Source organism: Novosphingobium sp. SG707 (assembly GCF_012275515.1).
GTDB lineage: Bacteria > Pseudomonadota > Alphaproteobacteria > Sphingomonadales > Sphingomonadaceae > Novosphingobium.
Genome location: NZ_JAAZQL010000004.1, coordinates 532870 through 544794, shown reverse-complemented (window position 1 = coordinate 544794; position 11925 = coordinate 532870). Strand labels below are relative to the sequence as shown.

Below are 11925 nucleotides of genomic sequence, written 5' to 3'. Positions count from 1 at the left end.
ATGCCACCCTTTACCATTGTGGCCGGGCAGGCCGCGCCTTTGTTGCAGGCGAACATGGATACCGATGTGATCATCCGCATCGAGCGCCTCACTGCGCCCGATCAGACCAGGCTGGGTGATTATGCCTTTGAAATGCTGCGTTTCCTGCCCGATGGCAGCGAGAATGGGACGTTTGTGCTCAACCAACCGCGTTTTCGTGAGGCGCCAATCCTGCTGGCTGGCGCCAATTTCGGTTGCGGTTCCTCGCGCGAAGGGGCGGTGACGGCGCTGGCTGGACGTGGCATCAAGGTCGTCATCGCGCCCAGCTTCGGCGATATCTTCCATGCCAATTGCTTCCAGAACGGCCTGTTGCCGATACGACTCGATACCGCGACCATCGCCGCCCTTGCCGCCGAGGTCGAGGTCTGTGATATGCCTATGACCGTTGACCTGTCTGAGCAGACCATCACCACGCCTTGCGGCCGCACGATCGCTTTCGATATTGAACGACGACGGCGCGAGGCTCTGCTGCTGGGCCTCGATGATATCGGTCAGACGCTGCGCCTCCGTGAGGCGATTGGCGCTTGGCAGGCGGCAGACCGGATCAAGCGCCCCTGGATCTGGAAGGGCGCACTTGGGCCATCGGATTAGGATCGCCCCAGAGCGATTCACGCTCCTGTTCTTACAGGGATCGATCTTTGCGTCAGTACCCTCAGGGCGCGTTTCGCCGCCTGGTTGGCTCACAGCGGGAACCGGCGGATACGCGCGCCATACCTGTTCCGACGTGCCCCAGTAAGGCGTGGGGCGTGCAAATCCTCACCCTAACGGCAGGAGCGAGCGGGGAAGAATGATGACGCCCTACCACTTCATCAAAACTGGCCATGTGGACGATGTGGCGACCATCACGCTCAACCGTCCCGAGAAGCTCAATGCGCTGACACCTGCTCTGCTTCGTGAGTTGGGCGCCGCACTGGATTCGGCCGAGGTTCGGTGTGCGCGGGCGCTGCTGTTGACGGGCGATGGGCGATTTTTCTGCGCGGGCGCCGATATCCAGCCTGATGGGGCTGGTTATGACGGCCTGCCCGAGGATCTGGGAGCCCTGCTTGATGCGGCCTATCATCCCGTCATGCGCAAGCTGGCCGGTTTGGATATTCCTGTGGTGTGTGCGCTCAATGGTCCGTGTGCCGGGGCAGGGCTCAGCCTTGCGCTCGCTTCAGACATCGTGGTGATGGGCGATAGCGGCTATCTGCTGCTGGCCTTTGTCAATATCGGTCTGGTCCCCGACGCAGGGGCGACTTGGCTGGTCGCCCGGAGCGCTGGCAGGGCAAGGGCGCTCGAGATGGCGCTGCTCGGGGAGCGGATGGGGGCGGCCGAGGCCTTGGACGCGGGATTGGTAACGCGGGTGGTGCCCGATGGCGAGGTGCTGCCAGAGGCGCAGGGCGTTGCCGCAAGACTGGCCGCCGGGCCGACCCGCGCGATCGGGATGATCCGCAAACAGGTAGCAGTCGCGCTGGAACAAGGCTTTGATGCCATGCTGGATGTGGAGCGGACCAACCAGTCGCTGGCCGGTCGAACCCAAGACTTTGGGGAGGCGATCCGCGCTTTTGCCGAAAAACGCAAACCAGACTTTAAAGGGCGCTGAGGTCAGTCACTGACGCTGTCTTTGCGGGTCTGGCCGACGGACGGGGCGTTGGGTGCTTGTGCCTTATGACTTGGCAAGCGCGGGGGCGACAGGGTACGAAACAAACCGCCCGGGCCAGTCACGCCCCCGCAATCCTATGCGTGCGCCGTGAAGGGGCGATTGCGCTGCGCAGCGGCGATCTCGGCCTTCAGGAAGATTTCAAACTGATGTGCTGCGGGCGAAACGCCGCGATCACTCGAATGGCAGATCCCGATTCGCCGGATTGGCGGGTCCTCGATCTGGACGATGGACAGCCCGTCGAGATTGAGATCGGCCAGTATAATACCCGGTATAAAGGATAGGCCAAAGCCGGCGCGCACCATACTGAGTGCGGTGAACACGCTGGCCGCCTGATATTCGGCCCCAAGATTGATATTATGAGAGCCGATTTTGTCTGATATGTATTCATAGGTTGAAGACATTCGAACCGCGAGAACCAGGTTCTCATTGTCGAGATCAGACCATTTGAGACGCTTGGCCCCCGCCATCCTATGCCCGCCGGGCAACACCACAACCAGTTCATCCTCCACCAGAGAACGGAAGGAAATGGGCAGCACCTTGTCCACCTGCGCGGCAACCGCGAGGTCTAGATCTCCCTTGGCGACCTTATCCATCAGATCATCATTCAGCCCCTCGGTCAGGGTGACTCTGATCCCGGGATGTTCTGCGCGTAATCGCCCGAGGGCTCGCGTCACGATTCCCGACGCAATCGAGGCAACCGTGCCCAGCACGATATGACCATGTTCCGCACGCGCGATGGCGCGCGCTTCCTCGCAGGCTTCGTCGATCGCGCTCATGCATTTGCTCAGCTTGCGATACATCACTTCGCCTGCGTTGGTGAGCGCGATGCTGCGGGTCGTGCGATCGAACAGCCGGATCTCGAGGCGGGTCTCCAACTCCCGGATCAGTTGGGAAAAGGCGGATTGCGAGATGCGCATGGCCTCGGCCGCGCGCGTGAAGGAGCGCAGATCGCTGGCGAGCAGGAAGCCTTCAATCTGTCGAAGAGAGAAAATCTGTCGCACATTGGTCTCCCTGACGCTCGGTCCCGGCGCACAAGCCAGGCGCGTCGCCTTCAATCAACAGCATGTCCGACGGGCCTTCAAGGCCGGCTCGGTGTGGCGCAAGATTGAGGGGGTGAATTCAGTCCGCTGATATGCGTGGCCAAAGCCCATCCATGCGACCCATTTATACGCCCCATCTATGCGGAATATAAAACATTTCCGCAACCGGAAACCGGGATTGTGAAGGCGCTCTAATGGATTGCGCGGAACGGGCCGCATTGTTCCCGTCGCGCCCTCCCCATAGGAGAAGGTAACGATTGAAATGGAGAGGGAAAAGCCGTGGCTTCCGTCGGAACCGAAATCTTGTCGACCAAAGATGTTGTCATCAAGCCTCTGCCGTTCGCGCTCGGCGCCACCATCGAATGTGGTGACGTGTCCAGGCTGGATGCGGCGGCGCAAGCGCTGATACGCCAGGCCTATCTCGACCATCTGGTGCTGGTCTTTCCTGGCCAGCATCTTTCTGACGACGAGCAAATCGCGTTCACATCCCTGTTCGGGCCGGTGACCGATTCCTATACCGGCCTGGCGGATGGCAAGCGCCGGATGGTGGCGATGGTCTCCAATCAACCCGGTGGCGGGCTGGGCTTCGGGGAGTTGCGGTGGCATTCGGATCACAGTTTCGAGGCCCGACCGTTCAGTGCGTCGATCTTGCAGGCGATCGCCATTCCGCCGTCTGGCGGTGATACCCATTACAGCAATATGTATCTGGCGCTAGACACGTTGCCGGATGGCCTAAAGGCCAAAATCCGGGGCCTGACCATCAAGAACGCGATCAGCACCAACAGTGCCGGGGAGCAGATCGGCGAGGCAATCACGGATGTGCGCCTGCACAAGGGGCCGAGCCATCCGATCATCAGAACCCACCCTGAAACGGGGCGCAATGCCCTTTACCTTGGCCGGCGCCCTGACGCCTACATCAACGGCCTGTCGCTCGAGGAGTCCGAGGATTTGCTGAACGCCTTGTGGGCGCATGCCAGCAACGGCGATTTCGCCTATCCGCATCGCTGGCAGGTGGGGGATGTGGTGGTGTGGGATAACCGCGCCACGATGCACCGCCGCGACGCTTTTGACGAAACCCAAACCCGCATTCTGCATCGCACGCAATGCTCTGGGGACGAGCCGACCCATGACGCGGCGGCGGATGCGCGCGGTTCGCACGCACGTGGCCATCTGTCGCGATGAGACAGGGTGGTGATGGTAAAGGTCGGCGAGGGGCATGAGTGTGAAAAATGCTGGAACCGCACTGAAGGCTTTGTTCAACAGGCCTGACACGTGCATGACTTTCGTGTTTCCGATGAACGCGCTGCACGCCCGCATCCTGGAGGATTTGGGTTACGAGGTGGCGATTCTGGGCGCTGCTGCGGTGATCGCGCCGATCGCGGGCCGCTTTGACAATGGCACGCTGACCATGACGGAATCGGTCCAGATTTCGAAATGGTTTGCCGATTCCGTCTCGATCCCGGTCATTACCGATGCGGACTCCTGTTTTGGCGGTATTTTCCAGGTCGAGCGAGCGGTGCAGGAGTATATCCAGGCGGGCGTCGGCGGCATGCTGATCGAGGACCAGCCCTTCCTGACCAAGCGGATGGGCGCCATGCCCGGCAAGGAGGTTCTGCCGCTTGACGAGGCTGTTGCCAAATTCCGCGTAGCCTCGGCAGTGCGTAAAGAACTTTGTCCGGATTTTCAGATCATTGCCCGGTGCGATGCGCTGACTGCGGTCAATGCGAAAGGCCTGCCCGATGTGATCGAGCGGATGTTAGCCTACAAGGAGGCTGGGGCTGACGTTCTGCACTTCGAGGGCCCCCGCACTCTTGAAGAGGTGCACGCGGTTCGCGAGGCGGTGCCCGGCCCGCTCTATTGCACCGCGTACAACTTACCGCAGGAAATCACGGCGGAGCAGGGGCGCGAACTTGGCCTGTCAGCGGTTGTCTACCTGCAGACCTTGCGATCACAGATCCGCTTCATGTGGCACCTTTACCAGGAAATTCGCACGGAGGGTTATGGGGCGATTGATAAATTCAACGCGACTTGCCCGGTCGAGGAAAAATTACTTTCAAGAATTCGCAACAAATTCCTTCTGGGTGATCTTGAGGATTTTGAAAGAAGATATCTGGGTGATGCGGCGATCGTACGGTATGCAGCCGACATCGGGAGTTCTATTTCAAATAATTTCTGAAATATCAGGCGTAATATCAATTAATAATCATAGATAAGTGAGGCTTTAATGGCGATCCAGGCAGTCAAGACTTTGAAGGTCCACCAAGCGATTGCAAAAGCACTGGTCGATAACGGCGCGCAGACAATGTTTGGCCTGATCGGCGAAGCCAATCTGTATATGGCGAATAGTTTCGTCGAGGATTTCGGGGGCTCCTATATTGCGGCGGCGCATGAAAGTGGCGCGGCGACGATGGCGCTGGGTTATTCGCTGATGTCCGGCAAGGTTGGCATTGCCACAGTGACAGTGGGGCCAGCCTTGATCAACACGCTCACCGCGCTGGTGGAGGGCGTCAAGGGATCGGTGCCGATGCTGTTGCTGTGCGGCGACACGCCTCAGGATGATCGCGACAGTATCCAGAAGGTGTCGCAGCGCGAATTCATCATGGCGACGGGGGCCGGCTTTGAACAGCTGCGCAGTCCGAAAACCGTCGCTCAGGATGTGGCGACTGCCTTGCGTCGTGCGATGACCGAGCGTCGCCCCATCGTGCTCAACATGCCCGTCGAGATGCAGTGGAGCGAGGTTGAATATCAGCCTGTTCATTATCACGTTCCGGACAATCGGCCGGTCGTGTCCGCGGGCGACGAACTGGACAAGGCGATCGGCATCATCGCGGCTGCCAAGCGTCCGATCGTGCTGGCCGGGCGGGGCGCAATCTCGCCGGAGGCCAAGGCCGCGCTGCTCAAGCTGGCGGCCCGTATCGAGGCACCCTTGGCCACCACCCTCAAGGCGCGCGGCCTTTTCGATGGTGAGGATTACAATCTCGGCATTTTCGGCACGCTGAGTTCCACCGCCGCCGTCGATGTCATCATGCAGAGCGATTGTGTCATTGCGTTCGGCGCCAGTCTGAACATCCTGACGACCTCGCACGGCACCTTCCTCAAGGGCAAGCGCGTCGTCGAGGTGAATCTGGATTCTGGCGACGTCGGCAAAAATGTGAGCTCGGATGCCGCTCTCGCTGGCGATCCCGCCGGCACGGCCGAGATCTTCCTGCACTGGCTGGACGAGGCTGAAATTCCCGCTTCCGGTTTCCGCAACGAGATCGACAGGGTGATACCGCTGGATTCACAACTCAGCGCGCCCGTAGCTGATGCCCATGCCGGTACGGTGGATTTCCTGCAGGCGCTTGCGGTGCTCGATCGGCTTTTACCTGCGGACCGCGTGCTGGTTACGGACGGTGGTCGGTTCGGTCGCGAAACCTGGAAGCGGATCAAGGCGCCAGGGCCGTCGTCCTTCGTGACGACCACCAATTTCGGATCAATCGGCCTTGGTCTGTCGCATGCGGTTGGCGCCTCTTTTGCGGCGGCAGGACGGCCAATCGTTCTTTTCACCGGCGATGGCGGCTTCATGCACGGCGGTCTGGCCGAATTCAACACGGCGGTGCGTTATGGCATCAAGCTGATCGTGATCCTGTGCAACGATGGCGCCTATGGGGCGGAGCACGTTCATTTCATGAAGCGGGAGATCGACCCGCGGCTTTGCCTTTTCAAATGGCCGGATTTTGCGCCGCTGGCCGTGGCGCTGGGTGGCACGGGGTTCACCGTGCGGTCGCAGGCAGAGCTTGAAGTCGTGCTGGAGTCGCTTGCGGATCAGCAATATCCTGTTCTTATCGATATGAAGCTCGATCCGGACCGGATGCCTGCATACTGACACCGGACAATCTGCATCACGCAGGCCCGAAAGCCACGACCGCATGACGCGCACCGAGTACACTGGTTGACGGCATTGACGCCCCCTCCAGTCCTCGCAGGCAAGAGGACACCATGAGCAGGGACATTTTGCAGGCTGAAAGTCCGACACGGATCAGCCTCGACGACAAATGGACGATCGAGCAGGGGCGCGTGCTCATTAACGGAACACAGGCGCTGGCCCGCGTTTTGCTGGTACAGAAAAGCCTGGACGTTGCGGCTGGCCTGAACACCGCCGGATATATCTCGGGCTATCGTGGCTCCCCGCTCGGCGGGGTGGACACCACCTTATGGTCGATTGCCAACCGTCTGACAGCGGCCGATATTCGATTTGTTCCCGGGGTGAATGAGGATGTCGCTGCAACCGCAGTCCTGGGCACCCAACAGCTCGATAGCGTGCCCGATCCACTGTATGATGGTGTTTTCGCGGCATGGTACGGCAAGGGGCCGGGGGTTGACCGCTCAGGCGATGCCCTAAAGCACGGAAACCTGGCGGGCGCGCACCCGGCAGGCGGCGTTGTGGTGCTGTATGGCGACGATCACGGCGGCAAGTCGTCAACCACCGCGCACCAGAGCGAGCAGGCCGTGGCGGCGGCGCTGATCCCGTCGCTCTATCCGGCGGATGTGGGCGAAATTCTCGACTATGGCCTGCTCGGTTTCGCGTTATCACGCTACAGCGGAAGCTGGGTAGGCCTGAAACTCGTCAATGAGGTGGTCGAGCAGACCGCGACAGTCGATATCAATCTTGCCGGGCACAATCGCGTGCTGCCCACGCCGGTCGGGTTGCCGCCGGAAGGCGTGCACATCCGCACCCGTGCGTTCAACCCGATGCGTGCGGATCAGATCGTCAGCGAGTATCGTTTGCCCCTGGTGCAGCGGTTTATCCGCGCCAACCGGATTGATCGCACCGTGTTTCGCGGCCCGCGACCAAGGCTTGGCCTTGTCACAGCGGGCAAGAGTTATGGTGATACGCGCCGGGCGCTCGAACTGCTTGGCCTTGATGACGAGCGCGCGGCGGCGCTCGGTGTGTCGCTTTACAAACTGGGTTGTATCTGGCCGCTTGAGCCCGAAGGGCTTACCGAGTTTGCTGTCGGCCACGAAACGCTGTTGGTGATTGAGGAGAAGAAGAGCTTCGTCGAGCTTCAGGCGGCGTCGGTTCTCGTCAACCTTCCTGATCGCCCGCGCCTGATCGGCAAGCGTGATGAAAACGGGCATCCTCTGCTGCCATCAGCCTCACAACTCGAACCGGTCACAATCGCGCGCGCCATCCTTGGTCGCCTCACACACCTCCGCATCGCTGATGCGGTTCCGGAGCAGGCCCAAGCCCGCTTTTCCGCCATGCTTGATGCGGCGGGCGGCGATCAGTTCGGATTGCCAAGACGCACCCCGTATTTTTGCTCAGGATGTCCGCATAGCCGGTCCACACGCATTCCTGATGGCAGCCTCAGCATGACAGGTATCGGCTGTCATACGATGGCTTTGCTCGCAAGGCCGCAAGAGGCGCTGCCGCCCACCCAGATGGGAGGCGAAGGGGGCAACTGGCTCGGCCTCGCGCCCTTCACCGGTACCAGGCATATGTTCCAGAACATGGGCGACGGCACCTATTATCATTCCGGGCTGCTGGCCATTCGGGCAGCGGTCGCGTCCGGCGTGGCGATCACCTACAAGATCCTCTACAACGATGCCGTCGCGATGACGGGCGGACAGCCGATCGATGGTCCGATTTCGGTTGCGGAGATCGCGCAGCAGGTTCGCCACGAAGGTGTGCGCACGATTGTGGTGGTCAGCGATAACCCTGATGTGCACCGGGGCAATCCGGATTTCCCGGCGGACATCAGGATCGAGCATCGCGACGATCTCGATGTCGTCCAGCGCAAGTTGCAAGCGACGCCGGGATGCACCGTGTTGATTTATGAGCAGACCTGCGCGGCTGAGAAACGGCGCCGGCGCAAACGCGGCACGTTCCCTAATCCGCCCAAGCGCCTCTTCATTTCCAAGGCCGTGTGCGAGGGCTGCGGGGATTGCTCGGTTCAGTCGACTTGCGTCAGCCTGACGCCCGTTGAAACCGATTTTGGCACCAAGCGCGCGATTGATCAGGCGAGTTGCAACAAGGATTACAGCTGCCTGAACGGCTTTTGTCCCAGCTTCGTCACGGTGCATGGCGCAGAGCCGCGCAAGCCCCAAACCCTTGGTATCGACCCGGCGCGGCTTGGCACCATCGACTGTCCGGCGCGCGCACCTATCGGCGCGGCCAGCTTCAATATGCTGATTACTGGCATCGGTGGCACCGGCGTGACCACGGTCGCGGCGGTTTTGGGCATGGCGGCGCACATAGACGGGCTTGCGGCGTCATTGTTCGACATGACTGGCCTTGCACAGAAAAACGGAGCGGTTTTCAGTCATATCCGTATCGCGAAAACTCCACAGGCGCTGAACGCGCAGCGGCTCGGCCGTTCGGAGGCCGATGTCTTGTTGGCGTTCGATCTGGTCGCAGCGCTGAGTGATGAAGCAAGCCTCACCCTTGCGGCCGGGCGGACCCAGGTCGTGGTCAACACCGATGTGTCGACGACCGTGGCGTTTCAATTCAACCGCGATGCGACGATCGACACACCCATGTTGCTGGCCCGCCTGGCGAAACATGTGAAAGCCGACGCTGTGTCGACTGTCGATGCCACGTCCATCGCGACCAGCCTGCTTGGCGACAGCATAGGGGCGAATTTCTTTATGGTCGGCGTCACGGCTCAAAACGGCCTGCTGCCGTTCACCACCGATGCGGTCGAGCAGGCTATTACCCTGAATGGCACAGCGGTGGCATTCAACCTTTCCGCCTTTCGATTGGGACGTTTATTTGCGTCCGATCCTGAAAGGGTCAAGGCCATGCTGCCGCAAGCAGAGGCGGACGATCAAAACGTCGAGGCGCTGATCGCCCGGCGGGCCGGTCATCTCGTGGCCTATCAGAACCGCGCCTATGCGGAACGTTACAAGGCGCTCGTAGCGCAGGTGGAGGCGGTCGAGGCCGTCATCGCGCCGGACAGTGTCGCGATGACAAGGGCTGTTGCGCAAGTTTATGCTAAATTCCTTGCCTACAAGGACGAATATGAGGTCGCTCGGTTGCTGACGAGCCCGGCTCTCGTGGCGGAGTTAAAACAAACTTTTGCCGATGGCGCGACCTTCAGCTTCAATTTGGCGCCGCCCATCCTCGCAGGGCGCCGGATCAACGGACGGCCCAGGAAATATGCCTTCAAGGCCGCTGCGATGACGCCGTTTCTGACGCTTCTGGCGCGTTGCAAGAGGCTGCGCGGAACGGCGTTCGACCCGTTTGGCTACTTCGATGAGCGGCGGCGCGAACGTGCCCTGATCGTTGAGTATGAAGCGTTGGTCGACTGGGTCCTCTCCCGGACTACCGTTGTCAATTACCAGCGCGCGGTCCAGGTTCTGGCGCTTGGTGACATGGTACGAGGCTTTGGCCCGGTCAAGGACGCGGCGATGGCCGCCTATGCCTCCGCGCTGGAAGCGGCGCGCATCGCGTTTCTTGAAGAGGGATATGTAGAGGCAGCGGAATAGGTATTATTCCGCTGCCATCACACCACCTTGATTGCGCCATTATCGCGCGACTGAGCAATAGTCCGAAAATTGTTTCCGCAATTCAGTTTTCAGGATTTTTCCGGTCGCTGTGTGGGGAATGTCGCTCACGAATGCGATGTCGTCGGGCATCCACCATTTGGCGATCTGTCCAGCCAGATGCTCGCGAACCTCGGCTGCCGCGACGGTGCTGTCGGGTTTGCGTACCAGAACAAGCAGCGGGCGCTCTCCCCAGCGTGGATGCGGGATCCCGATCACGGCGGCTTCGGCGATTCCGGGGCAGGCGACCGCCGCGTTTTCTAACTCGACCGAACTGATCCATTCACCGCCAGACTTGATGACATCCTTGGAACGGTCGGTGATCTGCATGCAGCTTTCGCTGTCGAGGGTCGCGATATCCCCTGTGTCGAACCAGCCTCCTTCGTCAAGGATCGTGCCTTCGCCGCCACCAAAATATTGCGCGACCACCCAGGGGCCGCGAACCTTCAGGATGCCCGCGCTGTGTCCGTCACGGGGAAGTTCGCGCCCGTTCTCGTCAACCACCTTCATCTCGATGCCAAACAGCGGGCGCCCCTGCCTAGATTTGACATCGAGTTGCTGCTGGCGGGGGAGCTTCGCTGCCTCTGCGGAGAGCGTGGCGGTGGCCCCCAGTGGCGACAGTTCCGTAAGGCCCCAAGCATGCATGACTTCGACACCGAAATCGTCTTCAAACGCCTTGATCATCGACTGGGGCGCCGCTGCCCCTCCGATGATAACCCGTTGCAAGGCTCCAAGGTCGGTTCGGGTTTCGGTCAGGTGCTGCAACATCGCCAGCCAAACCGTGGGTACAGCGGCGGTGATGCTCACCTGCTCCTCCACGATCAGGCGTTGGAGCGTGACCGCGTCATGATGGGGACCTCCAAGCACGAGTTTCGCACCAGCCAGCGCGGCTGCATAAGGAATGGCCCATGCGTTGGCATGGAACATCGGAACAATCGGCATCACGACGCTGCGCGCGGACAAGCCGAAAACCGCAGCCTGCGTCGCCGCGAAGCTGTGCAGAACGTTGGAGCGGTGGCTGTAAAGTACCCCTTTGGGGTTCCCGGTGGTGCCGGATGTGTAGCACAGCCCGGCCGGCTCGGTTTCCTCAAGCTCGACCCACGGGAACGTGTCGTCCTGTTCTGCGAGCAGATCTTCATAGCATTCAAATTCGGCAGGGGCCGTTATCATATGCGCCCGGTCGGTCATGACGATGAACCGCTCGACGCCGGTCAATCGCGGTGCGATCCGGGTGACCAGATCCATGAATGTCAGGTCAAAAAACAGGATCCGATCCTGCGCGTGATTGATGATGTAGACGATCTGGTCTTCGAACAGGCGCGGGTTGATCGTGTGGGCAACCGCCCCGGCGCCGGAAATCCCGTACCAGCATTCAACATGGCGATAGGTGTTCCATGCCAGGGTGCCCACGCGATCACCGCGCTGAATGCCGAAGCGGTCCAGCGCTTGGGCGACCTTTTTCGCGCGCATGCGCACCTCGCTCCAGTTCGTCCGGTGCAGGTTCCCTTCGACGGATTGCGTCACGATCTCCTGCCGCGGCGCTGTCGCGGCGGCATGGTCGATCAGTTTCCAGACCAGCAGGGGCCAATTCTGCATTGAACCTGTCATCGCCAAGCTATCCATCCCGTTTTCCCAAGGTTGTGGTCGTCAAATCCGTATGAGGTCCAACGTCAGGCGACA

Annotated in this window: 8 protein-coding genes; 6 read left to right on the top strand and 2 right to left on the bottom strand. The window is 60.7% G+C overall.

Annotation, left to right across the window (positions count from 1 at the left end; genetic code table 11):
• Entirely contained in the window at positions 1 to 630 is a 630-nt protein-coding gene (leuD, locus tag FHW92_RS15090) for a 3-isopropylmalate dehydratase small subunit (protein ID WP_168604050.1), read from the top strand.
• A gap of 196 nt (positions 631 to 826) precedes the next feature.
• Positions 827 to 1621: an enoyl-CoA hydratase-related protein gene (locus FHW92_RS15085; protein WP_349237692.1), complete on the top strand. Its 795-nt coding sequence runs from the start codon at positions 827 to 829 to the stop codon at positions 1619 to 1621.
• Positions 1622 to 1755: 134 nt separating this feature from the next.
• On the opposite strand, the gene FHW92_RS15080 is transcribed toward FHW92_RS15085, so the two are convergent.
• Positions 1756 to 2682, bottom strand: coding sequence for a LysR family transcriptional regulator (locus tag FHW92_RS15080; RefSeq protein ID WP_168604049.1), 927 nt, complete (start codon positions 2680 to 2682; stop codon positions 1756 to 1758).
• A 342-nt stretch (positions 2683 to 3024) separates the two neighbouring features.
• Here FHW92_RS15080 and FHW92_RS15075 point away from each other — a divergent pair, with 342 nt between their 5' ends.
• From FHW92_RS15075 to FHW92_RS15060, 4 genes are all read left to right on the top strand, one after another.
• Positions 3025 to 3903 carry a TauD/TfdA family dioxygenase gene (locus FHW92_RS15075; RefSeq protein ID WP_210428515.1) on the top strand — a complete coding sequence of 293 codons (879 nt, stop codon included), beginning with the start codon at positions 3025 to 3027 and terminating at the stop codon, positions 3901 to 3903.
• 34 nt (positions 3904 to 3937) lie between these two features.
• Positions 3938 to 4897, top strand: coding sequence for an isocitrate lyase/PEP mutase family protein (locus FHW92_RS15070; protein ID WP_210428514.1), 960 nt, complete (start codon positions 3938 to 3940; stop codon positions 4895 to 4897).
• Between the two features lie 48 nt (positions 4898 to 4945).
• Positions 4946 to 6586: a thiamine pyrophosphate-binding protein gene (locus FHW92_RS15065; RefSeq protein ID WP_168604046.1), complete on the top strand. Its 1641-nt coding sequence runs from the start codon at positions 4946 to 4948 to the stop codon at positions 6584 to 6586.
• Positions 6587 to 6699: 113 nt separating this feature from the next.
• A complete protein-coding gene (locus tag FHW92_RS15060) occupies positions 6700 to 10188 on the top strand; it encodes an indolepyruvate ferredoxin oxidoreductase family protein (protein ID WP_168604045.1) in 3489 nt (1162 codons plus the stop codon).
• Positions 10189 to 10227: 39 nt separating this feature from the next.
• Here the strand turns inward: FHW92_RS15060 and FHW92_RS15055 are convergent, their stop codons facing one another.
• Positions 10228 to 11841: a long-chain fatty acid--CoA ligase gene (locus FHW92_RS15055; RefSeq protein WP_282599760.1), complete on the bottom strand. Its 1614-nt coding sequence runs from the start codon at positions 11839 to 11841 to the stop codon at positions 10228 to 10230.
• Positions 11842 to 11925: the final 84 nt, after the last annotated feature.

Excerpts from the sequence above, each read along its gene's own strand:
- leuD (WP_168604050.1), top strand. The coding sequence starts at position 1 with ATGCCACCCTTTACCATTGTGGCCGGGCAGGCCGCGCCTTTGTTGCAG.
- FHW92_RS15085 (WP_349237692.1), top strand. The coding sequence starts at position 827 with ATGATGACGCCCTACCACTTCATCAAAACTGGCCATGTGGACGATGTG.
- FHW92_RS15070 (WP_210428514.1), top strand. The coding sequence starts at position 3,938 with ATGAGTGTGAAAAATGCTGGAACCGCACTGAAGGCTTTGTTCAACAGG.
- FHW92_RS15065 (WP_168604046.1), top strand. The coding sequence starts at position 4,946 with ATGGCGATCCAGGCAGTCAAGACTTTGAAGGTCCACCAAGCGATTGCA.
- FHW92_RS15060 (WP_168604045.1), top strand. The coding sequence starts at position 6,700 with ATGAGCAGGGACATTTTGCAGGCTGAAAGTCCGACACGGATCAGCCTC.
- FHW92_RS15055 (WP_282599760.1), bottom strand. The coding sequence starts at position 11,841 with ATGCAGAATTGGCCCCTGCTGGTCTGGAAACTGATCGACCATGCCGCC.